The organism is Williamsia herbipolensis (genome assembly GCF_036153515.1).
In the GTDB taxonomy this organism is placed as follows: domain Bacteria; phylum Actinomycetota; class Actinomycetes; order Mycobacteriales; family Mycobacteriaceae; genus Williamsia_A; species Williamsia_A herbipolensis.
Genome location: NZ_CP108021.1, coordinates 3,139,270 through 3,161,746 on the forward strand (window position 1 = coordinate 3,139,270; position 22,477 = coordinate 3,161,746).

Consider the following 22,477-nt stretch of genomic DNA (forward strand, 5'->3'; position numbering starts at 1 on the left):
TGTACCGCTCGACGTCCGAACGCCTCGCACCACCCCGACCAGACAGGTGACCCGACCGTGTTGACCACCCTCCTCCGTGCACACCGCGCAACCGCCACGATCCTCGTGGCGTTGTTCGTCATCGTCGCGGGCAGCGCGTGCGCATCCGATCCCGAACCCGGCAGCGGCGGCGGTGCACCCTCGGGCACCCCGACCTCCGGAGGGACCTTCACGATCGCGCTCGACCAGTACCCCTCCCGTGGTCTGAACCCGCACTACGGCTCGGCATTCGACGCCTCCCAGATCCTGCGCAACACCTACGACAGCCTGATCTCCGAGGACGCACAGGAGAACTTCCACCCCTGGCTGGCGAAATCGTGGACGGTCTCCCCCGACGGCAAGACCTACGACTTCACCCTGCGCGACGGCGTCACCTTCTCCAACGGCGAGAAGCTCGACGCCGCCGCGGTCAAGACCACACTCGACAAGCTCCGCGACCCCGACTACCCCTCGTGGACCACCCTGGGGATCCTGCAGTACTCCAGCGTCACCGGCGTCGATGTCGTGTCGCCGGAACAGGTTCGCATCACGCTGTCGTCGCCCCGCGCCGACTTCCTGTCCACGCTGGCCGGATTGAGCGGCGCCATCGTCGCCCCCAGCACACTGCAGGCCGACAAGACCACGTTGACCAGCGGTGCCGACCTCATCGGATCGGGCCCGTTCATCATCGACCGCACCATCCAGGGCCAGGAGATCCGCTTCCGCAAGAACCCGGCCTACCGGTGGGGTCCGGCGACCGCGCGGCACCAGGGTGCGGCCTACGTGGACTCGCTCGTGGTCAAGTACGTCCCCGAGGGTTCGACGCGGGCCGGACTGCTGCGCAGCGGTGAGGTCGACGCGATCTCGACGGTGAAGGCCACCGACATCGGACTGTTCCGGGGCGTGGCGAACTTCCAGTACGACCAGGTCGGCTCGGCCGCATCGCCCACGGTGATCATGCTGAACACCACCCAGGGTGCGACCAGAGATCCGAGGGTGCGCAACGCGATCGCCCGTGGCGTCGACCTGTCGGCCGTGATCAAGTCCGTCACCCGCGACACCCAGCAGCGTGCCTGGAGTCTGATCTCGCCCGACAGCAAGTACTTCGAGGCGAAGTACGACAACGCCACCCCGGTGGATCTGCAGGCGGCGCGTGACGAGCTGACCCAGGCCGGGTGGGCCGGCAAGCCGGGTCAGGAGTTCCGGACCGACGCGGCCGGTCAGCCGCTGAGGATCCGCCTGCTCGCGACCACACCCACCTACCCGCTCGACGACGTCCTCAAGGCCTGGCAGGCCGAACTGCGCCAGAACCTCGGCGTCGACGTGGGCCTGCAGTACGTGGAGAACGCGCAGGTCTACGACCTCCTCGCGAAGAACGACTACGAGGCGTTCCCCCGCCAGGTCGGCGGCCTGGACCTGTCCCTACAACTCAACCGGGCATTCGGCTCCACCACAACGGATCTGAAGTACGGACAGATCGACGGCATCACCATCGGCTCGATCGTCGCGGGCTCCAAGCTGCGCGATCCGCAAGTAGACAAGTGGCTCGTCGAGGCGACCCAGGCCACCGACCCCGCCACACGCACGTCGCTGTTCGATCGGGTCGTCGGTCGCGTCCTCGGCGCGAACATCGCGATCCCGCTCTTCACCGACCGCAACAGCGTCGCCGCGTCGTCGAAGGTGTTCAACCTGCCGTCGGTGTTCGACGCCCCACGCAACATCGCCAACGGATGGTCCTACGACATCGCCGTCCGGGCCTCCTGACCACTCGTTGCCTCTCGACCCGGCGACGAGGCCGGGCGCATCACCCATCTCGACCGCACGACGCACCACCGTCCGTTCGCACCAGCAAGGAAGGCATCACCGTGTCCGTCACCACCGCAGAACTGTCCTTCGACCGCAACATCCCCCGGGGAATCGTCCACCGCGAGTCCATCGCCGAGGTGTTCCTCACCGACGCCCACCGCACTGTGGACGGCGCGGCGTTCGCCGCGCAGCTGCCGCGCAACCACTCGTACTTCAGCGATCACCGCGGCACCGCCGCGAGCTACGACGCACTGCTGTTGGTGGAGGTGTTCCGTCAGGTCGCGATCTACTACGCCCACACGTTCCTCGACGTCCCTCGAACCGAGAAGTTCATCTTCGGCGCAGCTGATTTCGAGATCCTGAACGAGCGCACCCTGCGGATCGGGGCCTGCCCCGGGCATTGCATCGTCGAGGCACACGTGGTCCACGAGAAGGTCCGCGACGGCCAGGTCATCGGCCTCACGCTCGAGATGGTCGCGTCCATCGAGGGAACCGTCGCGGCCCGAGAGGCGATGACCTACCAGTGGATGCCGAGCCCGGTGTGGAAGCGGATCCGTGACCGCGGTCGTGAGTCGCTGGGTCTGCCCGCGCAGCACGTCATCCCGGAGGCGACCCATGTCGCGCGGATGCGACCCGGGTCGGTGGGCCGGCACAACCCGCGCAACGCGATCCTCGCCAACCCGGAGCTGGTGGGCGACGAGCTCTCGACGCTCACGATCATCGACACCAATCATCCGTCCCTCTTCGACCACGCCCTCGACCACGTCCCGGGCATGCTCGTGTTCGAGGCGGCCCGTCAGATCGCGATGGCCTCGGCGAACGCCACCCTCGGACTCGACACGAACCGGATGGTGATGCACCGGCTCCACATGGAGTTCACGAAGTTCGGCGAGTTCGAGCGGGACACCCATTCCCGCGCCACCGTTCGCCCCGACGGCGAGGGCGGTGCGCTCGCCGACGTCCACCTCGATCAGGACGGTGACGTGATCGCCCAGGGCTGGGTCCACCTGAAGCTCCTGCCGGTCGACATCTACACCATGGTCGCGTGAGCGCGGCCGCGGATCGGACCACACCGGGTGGACGAACCCCCTTCGTGTGGTTCGACTTCGGAGGCGTGCTGTCGCCGCCGCTGGACGAGCTGTTCGAACGGTACGAGCAGAACACCGGTATCCCGGTCGCGGTGCTGCAGCGCGCGATCGCGACGGTGGGGGCCCAGTACGGCCTCCCGCCGCTCGCACCGATCGAGCTGGCGCTCCTCGACGAACGCAGCTGGGTCGGTCGGCTCCACGACGTGATCCGGACAGAGCGGCCCGATCTCGATCTCAGCCGCAGCGAACCGGATTTCGGCAGGCAGTGGTTCGCCGGACACCGGGTGAACTCCGGTGTCCGGGACCTGGCGCTGGAGCTGATCGGCGACGGTGTGCGCGTGGGCATCCTGAGCAACAACGTCGTCGAATGGGAGCCCTACTGGCGTCCGATGGTCGGGCTCGACGACGTGGTGACCGATCTGGTCGACTCGTGCCGCGTCGGCGTGCGCAAACCGGATCCGGAGATCTTCACCCTCGCCGCACGACGCAACGACGTCGATCCGCGCGACTGCATCCTGGTCGACGACCTCGCCGAGAACTGCCGCGCGGCGGTCGACACCGGCTGGACCGCGATCCGATTCGTCGACACGACGTCGGCGGTCGAGGCGGTCCGCACCGCGGTGGCGGCGCACGCGGCGGCCGTGGACCCGGTCGGCTGATCCGCGACCATGTCGTCAGTGCGTCGCCGCGAGGTAGCCGTCGGGTCGGATGAGGGCCGACACCCACGGCTGCTCGGGGGTGACCTTCCCGTGGACCACGGTCACCTCCGGGTGTCTCGATCCGGCGGTCCCGATCGCGCCGGGCAGCGGGGTCGCGCTGTCCGGCGCGATGCCCACGAACGTTCCCCGGGTGAGCAGTTCGGCCAATGTGGTGACCGTGCCGTCGTCGGCGGTGATCACCAGGTCGGTCTGGAAGCCCGGTTGGAACTGTCCGCTGATCACGTCGGCGAGGGCGTCGTGCAGTCCGGGAACCGACAGCATCGCGACCACCGCGTCGCGCAGGTCGGTCGACCCGGGGTTCATCATCCGCGACTGCACCACGGTGTTGGCCACCACGACCTCTGCCACATGGACGCGCTCGCGCGACCACTCGTCGAGGACCGACGGGTCCGCGGTGTCGTCGACGACGGCCGCGAGCCGCCATCCGAGGGTGAAGGCGTCCTGCATGCCGGTGTTGAGTCCCTGTCCGCCCAAGGGGTAGTGGACATGCGCGGCGTCGCCGATGAGCATCATCCGGCCGTCGCGCATCCGTGTGCGGTGACGGCCGTGATCGCTGAACCGCGTCAGGTGCGAGATCTCGTCGAGTTCCGGCGGAGCTCCGAGCACGGCGCCGAGGCGTTGCAGGTACTCCTGCGGGTCCGGGGTGTCGCGTACCGCCAGCGGCCCGGAGAAGTCCATCGCGATGATCCGCGCCTTGCCACCGGGATTCGGGTTGTGCAGGGTCCATCCGGTGGACGTCGCGTTCCACCCCGGCGGCGGCCCCGGGTGGTCCGCGCGCGCCAGTCCGGCGAGCGCGTTCATCGTCGCCGGGTAGGTGTGGGTGCCGAAATCGCCATGTTCGGCGACCACGCTGCGTGCACCGTCCGCCCCGATCACCCAGCGCGCGTCGACCGCTTCGACGCCATCGGGTGCCGCCGTGGCGAGGTCGAGCCGGAAACGCTCTCCCATGTCGGTGATCTCACGAACCGTGTGGCCGCGCAGCACCGTCGCACCCAGGCCGCGAGCGCGGTGTTCGAACGCCGCCTCCAGGCGCGCCTGAGGGATACCCGCGATCGGGGCGGGCTCGACGGCGGGCGCGGTGATGGTGAGGACGGGCTGGGCGGCGAACTGGAAGGGCGTCGACACCAATCGTCCCTCGCCGCGGGCGATCTCGTCCGGTCGACGCGATGGGATGTACCCGCGCCGCGCGAGGTGCGACAGGGAACGGGCGTGCACTGTTCCCGCCCGCGGGCGTTCGTCGGTCTCGGTCCGGATCTCGATGACGACCGTGTCGACGCCGAGCAGGGCGAGTTCGGCGGCCATGGCCATGCCGACCGGCCCACCTCCGACGATCGCGACCTCCGTGCGGTGTGTCTGCGTGCCCATGCCCAGCCTTTCGCGCTCATCAACGAGCAGCATCGTACCTACGATGGTTATAGTACCTACCGCAAGCATGGTGGGCGCGCCGACCGCGAACTCGTCCGGTCGCGCCACACCGATCCGCCGACCGAAGGGTTCTTCATGACCGACACGAGCACGGCCGAATCGGCGCAGCAGGCCGTTGCGCCACCGAGCAGGTGGACGTTGCCGATCGTCCTGGCAGCACAATTCGTCACACCGACCGCGATCGCCGGCACGGCGATCGCACTCCCGCACATCTCCACCGACCTCGGTTCGAACCCGACCGCACTGCAGTGGGTGGTCAACGGGTTCAACGTCGCGTTCGCGCTCGCGACCCTCGTCTGGGGAACCCTCAGTGACCGCATCGGGCACCGGCAGACCTTCGCCCTCGGCGCGATCGCGGTGACGCTCGGCAGCGTGGTCAGCGCGATCGCCCCGAACCTGCTCGTGCTCGACATCGCCCGCGTGATCGCCGGTGTCGGGGCCGCGGCCATCCTCACCGGCTCGAGCTCGTTGATCTCCAGTGCGTACGAGGGCAGCCGTCGCACACACGCGTTTGCGATCTTCGGGACGGTCAACGGACTCGGACTCGCTTTGGGCCCCACCATCTCCGGTGCACTGGTCTCACTCGTCGACTGGCGCGGGGTGTTCGTCGTCCACGCGGTCATCCTCGCCGCGGCCGCGGTCGGATCCCGTCTTCTCCCGGCGGTGCAGCCCGCGGCCGGTCCGCGTGGGCCGATCCTCGACCTGAGCCTCCTGCGCAACCGTGAGTTCCTCGCGATGTGCCTCGTCCCCGTGGCCGGCTCCATCGGGTTCGTGACGCTGCTGACCTACCTGCCCTCGGCGTTCAGCGGTATCAAGAACCTCGGCGCCGGTGACGCGGGATTGCTGATGCTCGCCATGACGATCCCCGTCCTCGTGACCCCGCTCCTCATCGCTCAGGCGGTCACCCGGTTCCGTGGGCTCACCGTCGGCGTCGTGGTGCTGCTCAGTCTGGGTGCGCTGCTCCTCGGCAACGCCGGCATCCTGCTCCTGTCGCAGGGCAACTCGTTCGTGTGGGTGCTTGTGCCCATGGTCCTGTTGGGGCTCGGATTCGGCCTGCCCATCGGGCTGGTCGACGGCCACGCCCTGTCTGTGGTCCCCGAGGAACGGACCGGCACCGCCGCGGGTCTGTTGAACTTCTTCCGCATCGGGAGCGAGGCCGTCTTCGTCGCCGGCTACGCCCTCGTGCTGTCGGCGGTCGTCGGGTCGAAGCTGAGCGGATCCGCCGCCGACGACACCGCTGCCGGTCAGTTCGGGCACCCCGACGTCTATCGGAATGCCTTCGTCACCACGGTGATCGTCCTCATCGCACTGCTCGCGGTGGTCACCGTCGCGATCGTCGCCGTCCGCCGCCGTTCGTCGGCGGCCGCGCCCGGCTCCACATCCCCCGAGAACGACGCGCCGGCCGATCGGTCGGCGTCCACCGCAGAGAAAGAAGGAACCCCGGCATGACCGCATCCACCTCGCCGACGGCCGTCCGCGTCGACCTCCGGGACCTGCCCGGACTCCAACCGCCGTCGATGATCACCGCGATCGACGAGCCGTCGCGAGGTGGACTGCCCCAGGTCCGACTGCCGAGCGGACACCTCGCGGTGCACCTGACGTCCTACCGCGACGTGCACACCGTCCTCACCGACATCAGCTTCGCGCGGGCGCGCACCAACACCGACGACGGCCCCTCGTTTCTCCCGACGATCATGCCGACCGAGATGCTCCTCAATCTCGACCACCCCGATCACGGACGACTGAAGGGATTCGTCGGGTCGGCCTACAGCGCCGCGTCGGTGGCTCGGCGCGCGCAGAGTGTGCACGGGGTCCTCGACGTCGCGCTCGCCGACCTGTCCCGCGACCGCGACCGCGGCACCGCCGATCTGATGGCGACCCTGCTCGACCCGTTGACCATCGGCTTCAACGCCGCGCAGCTGGGGATACCGGCGGGGGACGTGCCGTTCTTCCGCGCACTCTCGCGGGAGATGCAGATCGCGAGCGACGCCGACGTTCCCGCCCTGCTCGAGAGTTTCTGGACGCTCTACCGCTACATCGAGGACCTGGTGTCGGGCCGACGCCCCGTCGGCGAGGGGCTCATCGCCGACCTGCTCGCCGGTCGGGACTCGATCTCGCCGCCGGTCACCGACGGCGAGTACGCAGCCATCCTGTTGGGCTCCATCGTGGGCGGCGATCAGAACGTGTTGTCGGTGATCGGCAAGATCGCCTATGTCGTCCTCGCCCGCCCGGAACTGTGGAACCATCTCGTCGACAATCCCGACACCATCCCGACGGTGACCGAGGAGCTCCTGCGTCTGCTGCCGCTGGGCCGGATCTCGACCTTCCCGCGTGTGGCGACCCGCGATGTCCCCGTCGAGCACGGGGTGATCCTCGAGGGGGACGTCGTCTACGCCGATGCGCACCAGGCGAATCGGGATCCCGCCGTCTACCCGGACCCGTGGGTCGTCGACACCGCCCGCGAGGGCCGCAGGCACCTGCAGTTCGGCTACGGCATGCACCACTGCATGGGTGCGGCCCAGGCGCGGATGGAGATCATCGAGGTGCTGGGTCGTCTCGTCACCGACCTGCCGGGCCTCGCCCTCACCGTGGATCCGGCCGAGATCGCCTGGGACACGGGAATCCTCGTGCACCGACCGATCGGACTGCCCGTCACCTGGTGACGCGCCGCGCGATCGACCCCGCGTCGAACGCACGAACCCGCGTCGTGCATGACGCGGGTTCGTCGGTTCGGTGCGGATTCGGCTGCGGGTCCGGTGCCGATCAGGCGACCCGGGCGCGAGTGGCGGCGTCGGCGGCGAGGACCGAGTCGAGGAGGCCGGGAAACACCCGGTCGATGTCGTCGCGGCGCAGACGCGTCATGCGTCCATTACCGACGTCGCGCTGCCAGATGAGCCCTGCGGTGCGCAGCACGCGGAAGTGATGCGTGCGCGTCGACGGAGCCCAGGGCAGCCCGAACACGCTGCAGAACTGTTCGGATCCCTGCGGTTCGGCGGCGAGCTGCGCGATCACACTGCGGCGGTTGTCGTCGGCCAGCGCATGCAGGACGGCCGACAGGTCGAACTCGTCGATGTCGGGATGCCCGTCGTCGTCGGCCACGGCCACTGCCTCTCGCTGGGGAACGAACCTACTACGAACATAGTAGCCAGCCGCGTCGGAACGTGTCGTGGCCCAGACGCTCACTGCTGGCTGATGTGCGCCTGCGCCGTGGCCATGATCCGGCGGATGCCGCCCTGCGACAGCGCGGGGATCTGGGTCTCGATGGTGCGGACCACGTCGGCGTCGTCGCGGACCTTCTCGCTCGACTGGATGAGAACCGTTCCCGCGCTGGTGAAGTCGAACTGCTGCTCCTCGCCGCTGCCCGCCCCCATCATGGCCGCGCCGGCGGCCATGAAGCCGTTCACCCAGTTCTGGTCGTAGTGGTGACTCGGTGACGGGCAGTCGGCCCAGCCGACGAGGGACTGCGGATCGACGCGCACCGGTGGCTCGGCGAACATCACCGGCCCGTTCGAGGACGCGAGGAACTTCCCTGTCCCGATGAGGGTGAGGTAGCCGGGCACGATCGACTGGTTGAGCTGCAGACCCGGCTCGAAGGCGAGCAGGTTCGCCGCGCGCACGGTGAGATTCCCGTCGTCGAGGTCGAAGGAGTTGATGTCGAATCCACGATCACCGATGATCAACGTCCCCTGGCCCTCGGCGACGACGAAGTTGCCCATGTACATCGGTGCGCTGATCGTTCCCGCGATCGAGGCGAGCAGTCCCGACTGCAGGCCCTGCATCAATGTCCGGAACTGCATCTGCCCGTAATAGGCGATCATGGCGCCCTTCGACATGATCCAGGGCTTGTCGAGGGTGATGTAGTACGCGTAGGAGTTGTGCGGCACGTTGTCGTCTCCCACCAGGACCGCGGGATTCAGGATGTCGCTCACAGCGTGTCCCTCACAGTTTCTGCTCCGATGCCTGCACGAACACGATGCCGTCGCCGGTGCAGTGCAGCTGCATGGCCTCGCCTGCGCCGCGACCGACCGCATCTCGCCAGCTCAGCGCCGACTTCAGCTGTGTCTGAACGTGTCCCAGCGTTCCCACGAACGCCTGCGGGTCGACGACCACGGGTTCACCACCCACACGCAGCTCCATCACCTCGCCATGCGCGAGCAACACCACCGCGCCCTGTCCCTGCAACTGCGTGGTCATCAACCCATTGCCGGTGAGGGCTCCGGTCGCGGCGCCGCGCAGGGCGTTGCGCAGGCCGCCACCGCCACCGCCGGACTGGGACTGCATCGTCACCACCGATGCCTGCATGCCCGCGGTGTGGCCGAGCAGTCGGGAGGCGTCGGCGGTCACCGTGCCGCCCTGGGGCAGATCGACGATGTGGACGGCGAGGCCGGCGAACCCGTAGTGCACGACCCCTGCTCCCTGCGCCAGCATCGTCTTCTCGTGCTCACCGGCCATCATCCGACCCGCCACCCCGGTCATCGCACCGAGGCCCGCGCCGCCGGCGCCGGGGATCATGTGGGGCGAGAACATCACCTGGCCGGTGTAGAAGAGCATGGCGCCCTTGCGGGCGATCACGCCTCCGGCTCGGGCGATGTCGACCGAGACGACCTTGCTGTTGACCTTCTCGAAGACCATGGCGTTCACCGTTCCGCGGGTTGGATCGAGACGACACCCTGCCCCTGCCACCGCAGGGAGAAGGCCTCACCGCCACCGGCGCCGACCATGTCGCGCCAGCTCACGTCGGTGACGAACGACTGCTGCAGTTGACCTTTCGCCGACACGAAGGCGTCGGGGTCGACCACCAGGGGCAGGTTCGGGTTGACCTCGAGGTGAATCAGGGGGCCGCCCGACGACAGCAGGGCCACCTGACCGGTGCCGGTGACCGTGGTGGTGAAGAGCCCCTGGCCGCTGCTCATGCCCCCGAGGCCGGCGAAGGTGACGTTGGTCTGCAGCGCGCCCGCCATCGCCAGGAGTTGCTGCGACTCGACCTGCAGCGTCTCGTTGTTCAGTTGCAGCACGCTCACGTACTGACCGTTCACGGCGAGGTGGACGACCCCGGAACCGGTGGCCTCCATCAACGACAGGCTCTCGCCGGTCGCGCGCTGCTTGAGCCCGGCGAGCACACCCGAACCGCCGCCGAAGCCCGCGGATTTGAACGCGACCGTGCCCTGGTAGGACACCATCGATCCCGATATCGCCCGGATCGAGGTGTTGTTGAGGCGCGCGGCGACGATGCGCGCGGAGTGTTCGACCAGTTCAGCCATCGGTGCTCCTCGGGGACGGACGCCCGATGCGCCTCCGGCCGGTACGACCGGGCGCACGTTCGGCGCAATCGTAGGGCGCGGCGCGTGACAACGGGCGGTCAAACGGACAATTCGCTGCCGGCCGCCGCGGCCGTGGGTGGGCGGTAGCGTGGCGGCCGTGGACAGCTCTGTGGTGGCGGCGTTCGGACTCGTGGCGGCGATCGCGGCGGTCATCGCCTACGCCCACCACCGGCGGCGCGAGGGTGACCACCTCGGTCGCGACGCCGCCCTCGCCGCCTCGTTGCGCGCACTCGCCGACGGGGACCCGGTGCGGTTGGCGGCCGTCGACGAGTTCGAGACGACGATCTATCGTCGACTGTTCGCGGCGTCGACCACCGCGCCACGATTGGTGGCGACCGCCTGGTCCCTGGGTGGGCTGGTCCTGTCGCTCGCCGCAGCCCTCGTCACCGAACCGGGGTCGGGTGCGCTCGTCGACGTGGCGTTCTACCTCGCGCTCGCCGCGGCCGTCGGCTTCGGGGTGGCGGTGATCGTGCATGCGGTGCGGGCTGTCCTCGCCGCCACCGTGATCCCCCGCATCGCCTTCGACGACATCGTCGAGCCGACCCCGGTGAACACCGACGCCACGAACACCGACGCCACGAACACCGATGGCGCGAGCACCGAGGCCACCGACATCGGGGACCCGTCCCCGAAGCCCTGAGACGGGTTGCGTGCGAGCGTCAGTCGGTCGTGACCGCGCACCCGAAACGTCGGCGATAGGCGGTGGGGGACACGCCGACGACGGCCGAGAAGTGGTGTCGCAGCAGTGTTGCCGAGCCGAAGCCGGCGCGTTCGGCGACCTCCTCGATCCCGATGTCGGTCGCCTCCAGCATGTTCTGCGCGTGCAGCACCCGTTGCTCGGTCAGCCATCGATGGGGAGTGGTGCCGACCTCGTCGACGAACCGACGGGCGAACGTCCGCGCGGACATGTGCGAGCGCGCCGCGAGGGCGGGCACCGAGATGTCGTCGGCCAGGTTCTCGAGCATCCAGGCGAGCACCGCACCGAATCCGTCCTCCGAACAGTCCGGGACCGGCGCAGACACGAACTGTCGCTGTCCGCCATCGCGGTGGGGCGGCACCACCATGCGCCGGGCGATGGCGTTGGCCACCACGGGCCCGTGTTCCTGCCGGACGATGTGCAGGCATGCGTCGATTCCTGCGGCGGTGCCCGCGCTGGTGACGATCGGGAACTCGTCGACGAACAGGACATCGGTGTCGACGACGGTGTTCGGGTATCGCGCGGTCAACTTCTCGCCGTGACGCCAGTGCGTGGTGCAGCGTTTCCCGTCGAGGAGTCCGGTGGCCGCGATCGTGAAGGCGCCGGTGCACACCGACAGGAGACGACCACCGCGGGCGGCGACGGTGCGCAGCACGTCGAGGACCTCGGGGAGCGGGTCGCCGTCGCTCGGGCCACCGGGGATCGCGACGAGGTCGGCGTCGAGGGCGGCCGACAGCGGTAGGGGCGCGATGATCGACCCCCCGCTGCCGCTCGAGAGCGGGACGTTCGTCGTCGGGGAGCAGATGAGCAGCTCGAACGGGGGCACACCGTCATCGGTGCGGTCGAGTCCGAAGACCTCGTGCACCACCCCGTACTCGAAGAGTGCGACGGGTTCCTGCACGATCACGGCGACTGTTCGCAGCATGACGACCAGTGTGGCAGAAATTTTGTGAACATCGGCAATTCTGCCGCTGGTGGCACGATATGTGCGAGAACACACTTTCTGACATGACTCTCGCAGTGATCCTCGTGCCCGTCCTCGTCGTCGCTTTCGTCGCGATCTATCGCAACCAGCGCGACACCGCCCACCTGAACCGGGTGCCGTTCTCCAGCGGCCCCGACGCCGCACGCATCCACGCCGAACTGCTCATGCTGACCGAACATCGAGGATGATCCGGGCGCCGAGCCCGGTGCCGCGCGGACGTCGGCCACGTGCGGGTCGTCGCAGATTTGTTCGCGACTGCCTGGGGAAGCGCCGATCATCTCGGCTCTCAGGCGCGGCGTTCGCCGTCGATCAGCTCCACCATCGAGTTCTCAGCCTTCGCTGCCAGCGCAGCGCGGACTCGTCGGGCGAGGCGATGCAGCGCGAAGTCAGCCAGCTCGTCGGCCCCGACGAATGCGTAGTCCGACAGCTCGGATGCGTTGAGCTGCATAGTGGACGGTTCCTCGATGCCGCCCAGGTCGTACACGAACATGATCGAGTCGCCGCGCGGCAGTGGATCCTGCTGGTGGTCGATGACCAGCAGCCGACCCGGCTCCACAACTGTGAGGCCGAGTTCCTCTCGAACCTCCCGTACGCACGCAGCGGGTGCGCTTTCGCCTGCCTCGACCGCGCCACCCGGGATCTCCCAGCCTGGCTTGTACGTGGGCTTGACCATCAGCGCATCCCCGACGAAGTTCGTGATCAGCGCGCCGGCGCCGAGCCGACGCTTGGCGAGCGATTCGTAGAACTGGCTGCTCTGTGTCATCAGCTCACCTTCCTAGTCGCGACGCCCTGCCCATAGGCGCCGTGCCGTATCGCAGATGTCGGTGATCGACGCGTCGCCCTCGTGCACGTTTTCCATGAACATGTGCATCTGCAAGGCCGGTCCGTACACCCCGGTCGTCTGAACTTGATCGCGGGTGACCGGCTGGATCACGTAGTGCACGTGGCCCGGCACGGCGCCGGAGTGAGACCACAATGTGTTGTACACCTGTTCGGCCGGGATGAGTTCGGCGGCGAGTTGCGAACACTGTCGGAGGAGGGGGCCCAGCTCGTCGGTCTCGCCATCGTTGAGATCAGCGACCGCGGTGACGTGGCGTCGTGGTTTCAGGATGAGCGTTCCGAGCCCCAGCGGACCCAGGCAGTGCTCGATTACCCAGTTCTCGGTCGCGGCGATTCGACCGCCCGGCGGCATCGACGGGTCTGCGATGAGACTGCACGCAAGACAGTTGTCGGTCACGGGCGAATCCTCGTGGTCGCGGTCGGACGTGGGTCAGTCGGGGACGAAGTCGTCGAACGTCGCCGCGAACAGGCGGACGCAGACCGCCAGGATGTGATCGGGGTCGGTCGACCCGTTGCCGAGCACCCAGTCGACGAGCAGCTGGTTGACCGCACCCACCAGGCCGACCGCGACGAGGTGGAACTCGTGAGTGGTCTCCCCGAGACCTGCGTGGGCGGCGCCCGCCGCGACGATGACGTCTGCGAAGTCGTGGATGACCCGGTAGCGGCGCGCCTCCAGCGCGGGGCTGACGCCGACGACTTCGAGCAACATGATCCGAGCGCGTCGCGCATCCTCGGTGAGGCAGTCGACGAACTCTCCGAGCGCGATGCGGGCCAGGTCGGCGATGGTGGTGCCGCCATCGGCGATGGAGGCCTCTGTCCGGCCGCGGACCACGTCGACCACGGAGTCGTAGACCCCGAGCAGCAGGCTCTCGCGATCGTCGAAGGACTCGTAGAAGTAGCGCTGTGTGAGTCCGGCGCGTTCACAGACCTGCTTCACCGAGGTCCGCTGGTAGCCGTCGGTGCCGAAGCACTCGAGTCCGGCGTCGAGCAGCTGCTCACGCCGTGCCGCCTGCCGGGCCGCCGGATCCTGGCCGCCGTAGCGACGGCCCGTCGTCTGCTCACTCGTCGCGCCCGGCCTCATCGCAGACCAGACTAGTCGGCCCGGGGTCGACGATCGTGTTCGGAGGATCGTTGTGGGCAATCGGGAACGAGCGCGTGTCAGATGATGTATTCTCGCCGGACGACCCGATGACGAGGAGCAGCCGGCATGACCACCTTCGAGGCACCGACCCACGCCGCACCCATCGACGATCGGGTGATCCGACCGATTCCCGAGTTCGAGGGCGTCCACGACATCTGGCCGCGCGGCAAGCGTCTCGACGCCGTCCGCGCAGCGGCACAGGCCTACCGCGAGCGGTTCATCGCCCAGGGACAGGTCCGCGCGATCAAGAGCTTCGACATCGCCGCGGCGCCCTATCCGCAGCGGTTCGCCTTCCAGGGCTACTCGGTGGGCCCCAACCCGATGATCTCGATCATCAACCGGATGTTCGTCGTCCAGTTCGAGGGTTTCGACGGAGAACTCAAGACGCTGGTGTGGGAGCCCACGGTCGCGGCGGGCTCCGCCGAGGCGCCGTTCTACGCCAAACTGGAGTCGATGGCCGGGAAGTTCCTGTCGCACAAAGTGTTCACGAAGTATTACAACGACCCGCAGAGTGTGTTGCCCCGGTGCGGACTGAGCAACGACGACGTCGACTTCCTCAGTTTCGACCACCTGCACGTCCAGGACGTACGAATGATCCTCGGCAGCACCTCGGTCATTCCCGGTGAATCCGCGCCCCGGGAGCCGTTGTTCCCCAACGCCGAACTCCTTGTCCACCGCAAGGAACTCGGCACGTTCGAGGCGCCGCATCCGTTGCAGTGGTCGTGGTATGTCGCCGACGGGATGGACGGTGTGCCGATGGATCGGGTGCGGGTGTTCGACGGTGACGTCGAACTCGGTGTCGGGGTGAGCCTGCTGTGGACGCCCGGTCACACCGACGGCAACCACTCGCTGGTGGTCAACACCCCCGACGGCGTCTGGGTGTCGTCGGAGAACGGGATGGCCGCCGACAGTTGGCAACCCGAGCTGTCGAAGATCCCCGGCGTGCGGCGGCAGGCGGCGTTCTACAACCGCGAGGTCGTCCTCAACGCCAACACGATGGAGGACTCGCTCGACCAGTACGACTCCATGGTGAAAGAGAAGACGATGGCGTCGCCGTCGCCGAAGGACCCGCGGTGGCTGCAGATCATCGCGTCCTCGGAGTGTGCCTCGTGGAAGCGCCAGTGGCCGGTGGTGCCGACGTATTCGCACGGCGGACTCGACTACGGGACCATCGAGCGTCGGCGGTGACCACTCGGGTCAGATGATCGTCCCGACGTCGTTCGCCACCAGGTTGTCCAGTGCGCGTTCGGCGATCGCGGCGATCGTCATCGACGGGTTGCACGCCGCACAGTTGCCGGGCATCAACGCACCGTCGAGGACGTAGAGGCCCTTCTGTCCGCGGACGCGGCCGTCGAGGTCGCACACCGTCCCCATCGACGCACCGCCCAACGGGTGCCACGTGTTCGGGAAGATGCCCGTGGTGTCGGTGAGGTTGTCGCCCCGGGCGATCTTCCGCACGGTGGGACCGATGCGCGTGTTCTGGATGTGGGCGTCGCCGTCGGCCGGCCACCGCAGGATCGCGTCGTCGGCGCGGGAGTCGTAGGTGAAGTGGCCGCGGCCCTCGCTGACGCCGTAGCCGACCATCATCGTCGTGCGCGAGTCGATCCCCGCCACCGACGGGATCGATGCCTGGATCACCGTGATGGCCTCGGTCGGCCGTGACCAGTCGAGCGAGCCGTAGACGACCGGACCACCCTGTACCGCACCGAAATCCTCGGTGGCGCTGGTCCATGAGTAGATGCGGTCGGCGTTGCTTCCCCATCCGCGCCCCAGTCCGTCGGGCATGTCGGTGATCTGGTCCTTGGCCGCGGCACGCATCAGCAGACGAGTCGTGTTCATCGTGCCCGCGGCCATCACCAACGTGGGGGTGGTGATGATCTTGTTCTCCAGCACCCGGCCCGCGGTGTCGGTGCGGTCGACGTGGACCTCCCACTGCCCGTTGCGGGTACGGAACACCTCGCGCACCTCGTGGCGCACCGCGACCGTCACGCGACCGGTCGCCTCCGCCTGCTTGATGTAGGTGACGTCGACGCTGTGTTTGCCGCCGTTGTTGACCCCGATGCTGCCCGCACTGTTCGTGTACGAGGGGGTCATCTCCCCGCGCAGCTCGCGCAACGCGTAGGTCCAGTCGATCGGCATCGGGATCTTCGAGACCGGGAGTCCCGCCGCCCGTGCGCGTTTCGCGAACACGCGAGGTGCGTGGTACGGCGGGCTGTCGACGAGGGCATCGGGCGCGGTCTCGAGCTGGAGCATCCGGGCGACGCGTGGGTAGTGCGTGCGCGCCAGGCGTGCGTAGTCGAGCTGCTCGGGGAACTGTGTGAGGAAGACGTCCTCGGCCGGTTGCAGCGTCATGCCCTGATAGATGAGGGAACCGCCGCCCACCCCCGCCGCGCAGATCGCGGTCATGTTCTCGCCGACGACGGCGTCGAGCAGACCGGTGTAGGGCTCGAAGCCGACCGGCTTCCCGAACAACTGCGGGGCGCCGCGGTGCCACAGGATCCGCTTGTCGGGCGCCGTGGCGAGTGGGAACGTCTTCGCGTTCGGACCCGTGGGCCAGCGGTTGCCCCGTTCGAGAACCAGGACGGGGACCCCCGCCTGGGCCAGACGCAGAGCGGTGACGCCACCGCCGAATCCCGAGCCGACGACGACGACGCGGTGGCTCTCGCGCGTGAGGCGGACGCTTGCGGGTGCCGGCCCGCGGTGGCCCTGTGGTGTCTGAGCCTGCGCCACAACGGGTGCGGCGAGCGCGGCGACACCTGCGGCGGCGGTACCTGCGAGAAACGAGCGGCGACTGACGTCGGCCATGTGGGATCCCCCGATGGATCGGCGATGCGATGACGTCCTGAAACTAGACAGTCGGCGCAGAAAGTGTCAAGAACTAACCGAGGGACGGACCGAGCCAGCGTGTCAAAAACGTGCGGAGGTCCTCGTCGGAGCGGCCCGTCGGGTCGTCGAAGAGGATGACCGAGAGACCGAGGAGCACGGCCATCTCGACGATGTCGTCGATGCGCGGGGCGAGCTGGGGGAAGCGATCGGCCATGGGGGACAGCATCTCCCGCGCCACCGGGCGCGCGCGGTCGAGCATGCCGGAATCGAAGAGAGGGTTGAGGGATTCGCCGCGCAACAGGGTGGCCAGGACCGGGTGTCGGTAGAGCACCGCCCGGCCGGCGACGATGAACTCCACGAGGTACTCGGTGGGCCCCTCGGCGGTGTCGACACCCGACCGCATCTCCTCCGTCGCCGCCATCGTCACGCTGATGATGGCCTGCGACACCATGTCCTCGCGGCTGCCGAAGATCGAGTAGATCGTCTGCCGCGACACCCCGGCCCGCGACGCCACGGCCGCGATGCTGGCCGCGGCGAACCCGCCCTCGTCGACCAGTTCGAGGGCCGCGTCGATGACCTTCTGTCGGGACCGCATGACCCCAGTATCCCGGGTGGATGTACGGATCCGGCGCATGCGTGTACCACCATCGGCGCCGCGTCACACACATCGGAACCGGTCGGATCGGAGGTGTCCGAGAGGCCCACGAGCCGAGTCGCTCTGGTGGTAGACAGGAGGAGTTGGACCACACACCAGCTCACGTGCGACGAAAGGCAGATCATGGCGCTCGACGACGATGACATCACCACCTCCACCGGTGGCGGAGAAGGCCCCGCTGACGGCGGTTCGAACCCCGGCGGCCACGACGGTGGTGCCGACGGCACCGCGGGTGCCGGCGAGGGCCCGGCCGACGGTGGCTCGAACCCGGATGGTCACGACGGTGGTGCCGACGGCACCGCGGGTGCGGGCGAGGGTCCGGCCGACGGTGGCTCGAACCCCGGCGGCCACGACGGTGGCGCCGACGGCACGGCCTGACCGACAACCGACGATGCTGAGCCGTTGCATCTCAGTCGATCTGGGAACCTTCCAGCGCGAGTACTGGGGTCGTAGGCCACTGCTCAGCACCTCGACGACGCTGCCCCGCGACTTCGGTGATCTCCTCTCGGCCTCCGCGGTCGACGAGTTGCTCTCCGAGCGCGGGGTACGCGCGCCGTTCATCCGGATGGCGCGCAACGGTTCCCTGTTGTCCCGGGACGAGTTCCTGGGGCCGGCCGGAGTCGGGGCCGAGATCGGCGATCAGGTCGACTCGGCAAAGGCGTTGGCGCAGTTCGCCGATGGGGCGTCCATCGTGCTACAGGGGCTACACCGCCTGTGGCCCCCGGTCATCGAGTTCGTCCGTCGCCTCGTCGACGATCTCGGGCATCCCGTGCAGGCCAACGCCTACATAACCCCTCCCGGCAGCCAGGGCTTCGACTCCCACCACGACGTGCACGACGTCTTCGTGCTGCAGGTCGCCGGCCACAAGCACTGGACGGTCCACGAACCGGTCGTGACCAGTCCGCTGCCCACCGATGCGTGGACCGGTCATCGCGACGCCATCGCCCGGCGCGTCACCGAGACCCCCGTCATCGACACCGATCTCGCCCCCGGCGACGCCCTGTACCTGCCGCGGGGGTGGCTGCACTCGGCGCGGACCACCGACGAGACCGCCATCCACCTGACCATCGGCGTCCCCGCACTCACACGGGTCGACGTCGTGCGCGCTGCGGTCGACCGCGTCGCCGGCGCGGTGACCGACCTGCGGACCTCGCTGCCCGTCGGCATCGACCCGACCGACCACGACGCGATCGCCGCCCACGCGACGAAGGCGTTGCTGGCGTTCGCCGACGAGATCCGCGACCGCGCCGACGAGTGGGGATCAGCGGTCGCCACCGACCTCTCCGAGGTCTTCGCGAGCCGCACCCGTCCCGCCGCGGTGCGGCCCCTGGCCACCCTCGACGCGATCGCCGCCGCGGGATCGGTGCGCGTGCGCTGGCGCCACGGACTCATCGGGTCCGTCGTCGACGACCCGGTCGCCGGACGCGTCCACGTGCAGCTGTCCGACCGTGCCATCTCCTTCCCCGACTTCTGCGCGCCGGCTCTCCGTCATCTCCGTTCGGCCGAGAGTACGGACGCGGCAAGCCTTCCTGGCCTCGACACCGCCGACGCGACCGTGGTGATCCGACGCCTTCTGCGGGAGGCCGTCGTGGTCCCGGCGGGGGTGTGACCTCGCCGAGCGCCCGCCCGAGCGTGATCGCCGGCGAGCGGGGCATGCCGCTGCCCCCCTGTAGCGACAGGTCGCTGGCGGCCGACGAACCGCTCTTCGCCACGGCGTCTCTCGGACACGACTGGCTGCTGCTGGAGGTGGCCGGGCCGTGGGGACACTCGGCGTTCCTGCAGTCGCCGCGCATCCTCGACCCCGCACTCGGGCGGGCGATCGTCCGTCGCGCCGAGGCGGCCTCGATGCGCATCGTCGCGATCCGCCGCCCGGGGCGTCGCGCCGAGACGCCGCGCTGGCGGTGGTTCATCGCGCAGACGAGACCGGTCGGATCGGTGATGTACGGCGGCGAGGTCTCCGGGCCGGAGGACTATCTGGATCTGCCCCTCGACGGCTCGGCCGGATCGATCGTGGACGGCCCGCTCGCGGCGGTGTGCGCCCACGGCAAACACGACCGGTGTTGCGCGGTGCGCGGTCGGGCCGCGACGGCCGATCTGGCCGCCGCGAACCCCGACATCACCTGGGAGTGCTCGCATCTGGGAGGCGACCGGTTCGCCGCGACGATGATCGTGCTGCCCGACGGGTTGAGCTACGGGCGCGTCGATTCCGGGGACGTGGTCGACCTGATGGGCCGACACGCCCAGGGGCGCGTCGCCGCCGACCTGCTGCGCGGCCGGACGTGTGTGCCGCATGTGGTGCAGGCCGCGCAGCACTTCGCTCGCGAACACACCGGAGACGATCGCATCGAGGCGTTCGCGCCGATCGACGTGCTCGACGACGGGGAGAGCGCGCGCGTCGTCCTCGACGCCGGCGATGGTCGGCGTGCAGAGGTGACCCTGCGGGTCTCGGCGTCGCCGCCGCTGCTGTCCACGTGCGACGCGACGATCCCCGGCAGCGTCCGACGATTCGCCCTGGACCGCATCGACTTTCCTTGACCGATCGGCTCCTGTTCGGATCGCTCAGCGGCCGAGGAACTCGGTGACGGCAGGGCCGGCCTCGTGGTGGCATTCCTCGAAGTAGGCGTGACGCGCTCCGGTGAACACCCGCACGGTCGCGTCGGCGATGCGATCGGCGAGGAGTGCGGCGTTGCCGACCGGGGCCATCCGGTCGTCGCTGCCGTGCAGGACCAGGGTCGGTGCTGTGATGTCGCCGAGGGCATCCCACGCGTCATGGTTGTTGCTCGCCTGCAGGTGTCGGTGTCGTGCGTGGTTCGTCATCGTCGGGTCGCCGAGGGTGCGGTAGGGGCCGGGGTGCGCGGCGCGCCACCGCGGTGTGTACATCAGGTCGGTGAGCACCTCCTGCGAGCGGTCGTGCGCCAACGCGCGGCGGACCTCGGCGCTGCGGGGGACGCCGTGGGCGTCACCCGGTGTGGTGCATCCCAGGATCAGATGGGTGACCCGCTGCGGGTGGTTCGCGGCGACCCACTGTGCGACGCGACCGCCCATCGACGTCCCGTACACGGCCGCGTCCGCGATACCGAGGTCGTCGAGCACCGCGACGGCATCGTCGGCGAACATCGTTGTCGAGTAGGACATCTCGGGAGAGTCGCTGCCGCCGGTCCCGCGGTAGTCGACGGCGACGGTGGTGCGGCCGACGCCGAGGTCCTCGCGCACACCGTCCCACCAGGTGTGGTCGTTGGACTGTCCGGCCAGCAGGAGGAGTGCGGGTCCGCGGCCACGGACCGAGACGGCCAGCCGCGTCCCGTCGGCGGCGACGACCGAGTGGTTCTCACTCACGTTCGAAACTCCCGAACACCACCAGACCCTCGTGGTCGACGGTGAACGACGCCGTCGTGCACCGGGTTCGGATCTCGCCGTCGAGTGCGATCGTGGTGGGCCCGTCGAGCGAGGTCACCGTGAAATCGGTGACCCGCAGCTCGCGGTACAGACTGGACCGCGCGAGCTGACCGGTGAGGACCGAGAACATGATGCGGCTCTTCGCGAACCGCCGGTCGACCTCGAGGATGCGGACGTCGAGGAGTCCGTCGTCCATCCGTGGTCGATGCGCCGGCGCGAACCCCGGGGTCTCGTAGACCGACGTCCCCAGGAAGAACAGCGACGTGGTGACGGTGGTGTCCCCGTTGCCGGTGTCCCGGTACCGCAACCGCACCGGCCGCTCGCGGCGCAGCGTGTGCAGCATCGCGTACACGCTGGCGATCGGCTTGCCCAGCGTCTTCTCGTATCGCTCGCGAAACCGCACGAACTGCGGATAGGCGCCGATGTTCGCGTTGTTGATGAACGCCTTCTCGCCGTTGAGCAGCGCGAGGTCGACCCGCGCCGCGCGGCCCTTGCGGATCGCGTCGACGGTGTCGGCGACCGTGGCGCACCCGATGTCCTTGGCGAAGTGGTTGAAGGTACCCGCGGGGAACACCGCCAGCGGCAGCCCGGCGAGGCGGGCGATGTCGGCCGCGGCGGCGACGGTCCCGTCACCGCCACCCACGGCGAGGACCTCGGCGCGCTCGGCGGCGGCGCGCAACAACTCGGTGGTGTCGTCACCCTCGCCGCAGGTCACGATCTCCGCGGCGGGCAGATGGGCGCGGATCTCGTCGATGATCCGTTCGCCGCTGCCGCTTCCCGAGTTCGGGTTGATGACCAGCACCACCCCGTCGCCGTCGCTGCGCTCACGGGTGGGCACCCACCGAGGGGCGTGATCGACCGGGCGGTACACCGACATCGGCGGGAACACCCGCCCGATGACCAGCGCGATGGAGGCGCCCATACCGAACCCGACGACGACGTCGGCGGGGTAGTGAGCGCCCGTGGCGACGCGGGAGACGCCGACGAGCGCGGCCAACGGTGCGAACGCGGCGCCGAACTTCCGGTTCTCCAGCCCGACCCCCACCGCGAAGGCTGCTGCACTCGCCGAGTGTCCCGAGGGCATCGACGTCGACGACGGCGTGCGGACCACCCGGGCCAGGGGGACCGCGTCGGGGATCGGTCGCCGTCGCGACCAGACCCGTTTCGCGACCTGGTTGGTGACGATGCTGCTGACGGCGAGGCTGGTGACGCCGCGTGCCGCTCCCCGCTGGGCCGACGCCGACCGCGAGGCGACGAGTCCCACCGCGATGGCGAACCACAGCCGCGAATAGTTCGCCGCGTTGGTGAGTCGCGGCATCGTCGCGTCGAGCAGAGGACTGTCCGATCGTGCGACCGCGTCGTAGACGGCGCGATCGACGGCACCGAGGGCGACCCCGATGCGCCTGCGCCGGCGGTGGTGCCCGGTTCTCATGTCGCCAGTCTGCCCCAGGCCGACGGCCGCACTCGACTGACCAGGCACGGAACAGAGCGAGTGTTCGGTCGCTTGTCGCTCGACACACATCGCCGATCGTTGATCTGGAGCGCGTCACCACGGATCGA

General features: G+C 69.0%; 24 protein-coding genes. 11 read left to right on the forward strand and 13 right to left on the reverse strand.

Translation table 11 applies throughout. The features are described from left to right. Positions 1 to 57: 57 nt before the first annotated feature. From OG579_RS14330 to OG579_RS14340, 3 genes are all read left to right on the forward strand, one after another. Positions 58 to 1,782 carry an ABC transporter substrate-binding protein gene (locus OG579_RS14330; protein ID WP_328856474.1) on the forward strand — a complete coding sequence of 575 codons (1,725 nt, stop codon included), beginning with the start codon at positions 58 to 60 and terminating at the stop codon, positions 1,780 to 1,782. A 101-nt stretch (positions 1,783 to 1,883) separates the two neighbouring features. Beyond that, the gene (locus OG579_RS14335; RefSeq protein ID WP_328856475.1) at positions 1,884 to 2,873 is read left to right on the forward strand and encodes a ScbA/BarX family gamma-butyrolactone biosynthesis protein; all 990 of its coding nucleotides are present in this window, start codon (positions 1,884 to 1,886) and stop codon (positions 2,871 to 2,873) included. After that, complete coding sequence (locus OG579_RS14340; protein ID WP_328856476.1) at positions 2,870 to 3,571, forward strand: HAD family hydrolase; 702 nt, start codon at positions 2,870 to 2,872, stop codon at positions 3,569 to 3,571. Before OG579_RS14335 ends, OG579_RS14340 begins: the two co-directional genes overlap by 4 nt. Before the next feature lie 15 nt (positions 3,572 to 3,586). On the opposite strand, the gene OG579_RS14345 is transcribed toward OG579_RS14340, so the two are convergent. Further along, on the reverse strand, positions 3,587 to 5,029 hold the full coding sequence (locus OG579_RS14345; RefSeq protein ID WP_328856477.1) for an FAD-dependent monooxygenase: 1,443 nt from the start codon (positions 5,027 to 5,029) through the stop codon (positions 3,587 to 3,589). A 102-nt stretch (positions 5,030 to 5,131) separates the two neighbouring features. On the opposite strand from OG579_RS14345, the gene OG579_RS14350 reads away from it, so the two are divergent. Together OG579_RS14350 and OG579_RS14355 are read left to right on the forward strand one after the other, a co-directional pair. Further along, positions 5,132 to 6,505 carry an MFS transporter gene (locus OG579_RS14350; RefSeq protein ID WP_328856478.1) on the forward strand — a complete coding sequence of 458 codons (1,374 nt, stop codon included), beginning with the start codon at positions 5,132 to 5,134 and terminating at the stop codon, positions 6,503 to 6,505. Next, positions 6,502 to 7,719, forward strand: a complete 1,218-nt coding sequence (locus OG579_RS14355) for a cytochrome P450 (RefSeq protein WP_328856479.1) — start codon at positions 6,502 to 6,504, stop codon at positions 7,717 to 7,719. Before OG579_RS14350 ends, OG579_RS14355 begins: the two co-directional genes overlap by 4 nt. 100 nt (positions 7,720 to 7,819) lie before the next feature. On the opposite strand, the gene OG579_RS14360 is transcribed toward OG579_RS14355, so the two are convergent. From OG579_RS14360 to OG579_RS14375, 4 genes are all read right to left on the reverse strand, one after another. Next, on the reverse strand, positions 7,820 to 8,155 hold the full coding sequence (locus tag OG579_RS14360) for an ArsR/SmtB family transcription factor (RefSeq protein ID WP_328856480.1): 336 nt from the start codon (positions 8,153 to 8,155) through the stop codon (positions 7,820 to 7,822). Between the two features lie 80 nt (positions 8,156 to 8,235). Next, positions 8,236 to 8,985, reverse strand: a complete 750-nt coding sequence (locus OG579_RS14365) for an AIM24 family protein (RefSeq protein ID WP_328856481.1) — start codon at positions 8,983 to 8,985, stop codon at positions 8,236 to 8,238. 10 nt (positions 8,986 to 8,995) lie between these two features. After that, positions 8,996 to 9,688 carry an AIM24 family protein gene (locus OG579_RS14370; RefSeq protein WP_328856482.1) on the reverse strand — a complete coding sequence of 231 codons (693 nt, stop codon included), beginning with the start codon at positions 9,686 to 9,688 and terminating at the stop codon, positions 8,996 to 8,998. A 5-nt stretch (positions 9,689 to 9,693) separates the two neighbouring features. Then, positions 9,694 to 10,317 (reverse strand): AIM24 family protein, encoded by a 624-nt coding sequence (locus tag OG579_RS14375; protein WP_328856483.1) that lies wholly within the window; start codon positions 10,315 to 10,317, stop codon positions 9,694 to 9,696. Between the two features lie 157 nt (positions 10,318 to 10,474). On the opposite strand from OG579_RS14375, the gene OG579_RS14380 reads away from it, so the two are divergent. Then, positions 10,475 to 11,017, forward strand: coding sequence for a hypothetical protein (locus OG579_RS14380; protein ID WP_328856484.1), 543 nt, complete (start codon positions 10,475 to 10,477; stop codon positions 11,015 to 11,017). A 19-nt stretch (positions 11,018 to 11,036) separates the two neighbouring features. Here OG579_RS14380 and OG579_RS14385 read toward each other — a convergent pair whose 3' ends face one another. Continuing rightward, complete coding sequence (locus OG579_RS14385) at positions 11,037 to 11,999, reverse strand: GlxA family transcriptional regulator (RefSeq protein ID WP_328856485.1); 963 nt, start codon at positions 11,997 to 11,999, stop codon at positions 11,037 to 11,039. Between the two features lie 83 nt (positions 12,000 to 12,082). Here OG579_RS14385 and OG579_RS14390 point away from each other — a divergent pair, with 83 nt between their 5' ends. Further along, positions 12,083 to 12,247, forward strand: coding sequence for a hypothetical protein (locus tag OG579_RS14390; protein ID WP_328856486.1), 165 nt, complete (start codon positions 12,083 to 12,085; stop codon positions 12,245 to 12,247). Between the two features lie 98 nt (positions 12,248 to 12,345). Here the strand turns inward: OG579_RS14390 and OG579_RS14395 are convergent, their stop codons facing one another. From OG579_RS14395 to OG579_RS14405, 3 genes are all read right to left on the reverse strand, one after another. Then, positions 12,346 to 12,822 carry an NUDIX hydrolase gene (locus OG579_RS14395; RefSeq protein ID WP_328856487.1) on the reverse strand — a complete coding sequence of 159 codons (477 nt, stop codon included), beginning with the start codon at positions 12,820 to 12,822 and terminating at the stop codon, positions 12,346 to 12,348. Positions 12,823 to 12,834: 12 nt separating this feature from the next. After that, positions 12,835 to 13,251 carry a hypothetical protein gene (locus tag OG579_RS14400; protein WP_328856488.1) on the reverse strand — a complete coding sequence of 139 codons (417 nt, stop codon included), beginning with the start codon at positions 13,249 to 13,251 and terminating at the stop codon, positions 12,835 to 12,837. 78 nt (positions 13,252 to 13,329) lie between these two features. Next, on the reverse strand, positions 13,330 to 13,980 hold the full coding sequence (locus OG579_RS14405; protein WP_328856489.1) for a TetR/AcrR family transcriptional regulator: 651 nt from the start codon (positions 13,978 to 13,980) through the stop codon (positions 13,330 to 13,332). Between the two features lie 126 nt (positions 13,981 to 14,106). On the opposite strand from OG579_RS14405, the gene OG579_RS14410 reads away from it, so the two are divergent. Continuing rightward, positions 14,107 to 15,228 carry an MBL fold metallo-hydrolase gene (locus OG579_RS14410; protein ID WP_328856490.1) on the forward strand — a complete coding sequence of 374 codons (1,122 nt, stop codon included), beginning with the start codon at positions 14,107 to 14,109 and terminating at the stop codon, positions 15,226 to 15,228. 9 nt (positions 15,229 to 15,237) lie between these two features. Here OG579_RS14410 and OG579_RS14415 read toward each other — a convergent pair whose 3' ends face one another. Further along, entirely contained in the window at positions 15,238 to 16,845 is a 1,608-nt protein-coding gene (locus OG579_RS14415; protein WP_328856491.1) for a GMC oxidoreductase, read from the reverse strand. Between the two features lie 73 nt (positions 16,846 to 16,918). Next, positions 16,919 to 17,461: a TetR/AcrR family transcriptional regulator gene (locus tag OG579_RS14420; protein ID WP_328856492.1), complete on the reverse strand. Its 543-nt coding sequence runs from the start codon at positions 17,459 to 17,461 to the stop codon at positions 16,919 to 16,921. Between the two features lie 183 nt (positions 17,462 to 17,644). On the opposite strand from OG579_RS14420, the gene OG579_RS14425 reads away from it, so the two are divergent. Genes OG579_RS14425 through OG579_RS14435 form a run of 3 tightly spaced genes read left to right on the forward strand, consistent with a single transcriptional unit; the run spans position 17,645 to position 20,056 of the window. Next, positions 17,645 to 17,899 carry a hypothetical protein gene (locus OG579_RS14425; protein WP_045824669.1) on the forward strand — a complete coding sequence of 85 codons (255 nt, stop codon included), beginning with the start codon at positions 17,645 to 17,647 and terminating at the stop codon, positions 17,897 to 17,899. Positions 17,900 to 17,912: 13 nt separating this feature from the next. Continuing rightward, positions 17,913 to 19,130 carry a cupin domain-containing protein gene (locus tag OG579_RS14430; RefSeq protein ID WP_328856493.1) on the forward strand — a complete coding sequence of 406 codons (1,218 nt, stop codon included), beginning with the start codon at positions 17,913 to 17,915 and terminating at the stop codon, positions 19,128 to 19,130. 44 nt (positions 19,131 to 19,174) lie between these two features. After that, positions 19,175 to 20,056 (forward strand): sucrase ferredoxin, encoded by an 882-nt coding sequence (locus OG579_RS14435; RefSeq protein ID WP_045824751.1) that lies wholly within the window; start codon positions 19,175 to 19,177, stop codon positions 20,054 to 20,056. 24 nt (positions 20,057 to 20,080) lie between these two features. Here OG579_RS14435 and OG579_RS14440 read toward each other — a convergent pair whose 3' ends face one another. Both OG579_RS14440 and OG579_RS14445 read right to left on the reverse strand, forming a co-directional pair. Beyond that, positions 20,081 to 20,857 (reverse strand): alpha/beta fold hydrolase, encoded by a 777-nt coding sequence (locus tag OG579_RS14440; protein WP_328856494.1) that lies wholly within the window; start codon positions 20,855 to 20,857, stop codon positions 20,081 to 20,083. Continuing rightward, positions 20,850 to 22,349 (reverse strand): bifunctional phosphatase PAP2/diacylglycerol kinase family protein, encoded by a 1,500-nt coding sequence (locus OG579_RS14445; protein ID WP_328856495.1) that lies wholly within the window; start codon positions 22,347 to 22,349, stop codon positions 20,850 to 20,852. The genes OG579_RS14440 and OG579_RS14445 overlap by 8 nt, the downstream gene beginning before the upstream one ends. Between the last annotated feature and the right edge of the window lie 128 nt (positions 22,350 to 22,477).

Excerpts from the sequence above, each read along its gene's own strand:
- OG579_RS14345 (WP_328856477.1), bottom strand. The coding sequence starts at position 5,029 with ATGCTGCTCGTTGATGAGCGCGAAAGGCTGGGCATGGGCACGCAGACA.
- OG579_RS14350 (WP_328856478.1), top strand. The coding sequence starts at position 5,132 with ATGACCGACACGAGCACGGCCGAATCGGCGCAGCAGGCCGTTGCGCCA.
- OG579_RS14355 (WP_328856479.1), top strand. The coding sequence starts at position 6,502 with ATGACCGCATCCACCTCGCCGACGGCCGTCCGCGTCGACCTCCGGGAC.
- OG579_RS14370 (WP_328856482.1), bottom strand. The coding sequence starts at position 9,688 with ATGGTCTTCGAGAAGGTCAACAGCAAGGTCGTCTCGGTCGACATCGCC.
- OG579_RS14375 (WP_328856483.1), bottom strand. The coding sequence starts at position 10,317 with ATGGCTGAACTGGTCGAACACTCCGCGCGCATCGTCGCCGCGCGCCTC.
- OG579_RS14385 (WP_328856485.1), bottom strand. The coding sequence starts at position 11,999 with ATGCTGCGAACAGTCGCCGTGATCGTGCAGGAACCCGTCGCACTCTTC.
- OG579_RS14390 (WP_328856486.1), top strand. The coding sequence starts at position 12,083 with ATGACTCTCGCAGTGATCCTCGTGCCCGTCCTCGTCGTCGCTTTCGTC.
- OG579_RS14395 (WP_328856487.1), bottom strand. The coding sequence starts at position 12,822 with ATGACACAGAGCAGCCAGTTCTACGAATCGCTCGCCAAGCGTCGGCTC.
- OG579_RS14400 (WP_328856488.1), bottom strand. The coding sequence starts at position 13,251 with ATGCCGCCGGGCGGTCGAATCGCCGCGACCGAGAACTGGGTAATCGAG.
- OG579_RS14405 (WP_328856489.1), bottom strand. The coding sequence starts at position 13,980 with ATGAGGCCGGGCGCGACGAGTGAGCAGACGACGGGCCGTCGCTACGGC.
- OG579_RS14410 (WP_328856490.1), top strand. The coding sequence starts at position 14,107 with ATGACCACCTTCGAGGCACCGACCCACGCCGCACCCATCGACGATCGG.
- OG579_RS14415 (WP_328856491.1), bottom strand. The coding sequence starts at position 16,845 with ATGGCCGACGTCAGTCGCCGCTCGTTTCTCGCAGGTACCGCCGCCGCA.
- OG579_RS14420 (WP_328856492.1), bottom strand. The coding sequence starts at position 17,461 with ATGCGGTCCCGACAGAAGGTCATCGACGCGGCCCTCGAACTGGTCGAC.
- OG579_RS14425 (WP_045824669.1), top strand. The coding sequence starts at position 17,645 with ATGGCGCTCGACGACGATGACATCACCACCTCCACCGGTGGCGGAGAA.
- OG579_RS14430 (WP_328856493.1), top strand. The coding sequence starts at position 17,913 with ATGCTGAGCCGTTGCATCTCAGTCGATCTGGGAACCTTCCAGCGCGAG.
- OG579_RS14435 (WP_045824751.1), top strand. The coding sequence starts at position 19,175 with ATGCCGCTGCCCCCCTGTAGCGACAGGTCGCTGGCGGCCGACGAACCG.
- OG579_RS14445 (WP_328856495.1), bottom strand. The coding sequence starts at position 22,349 with ATGAGAACCGGGCACCACCGCCGGCGCAGGCGCATCGGGGTCGCCCTC.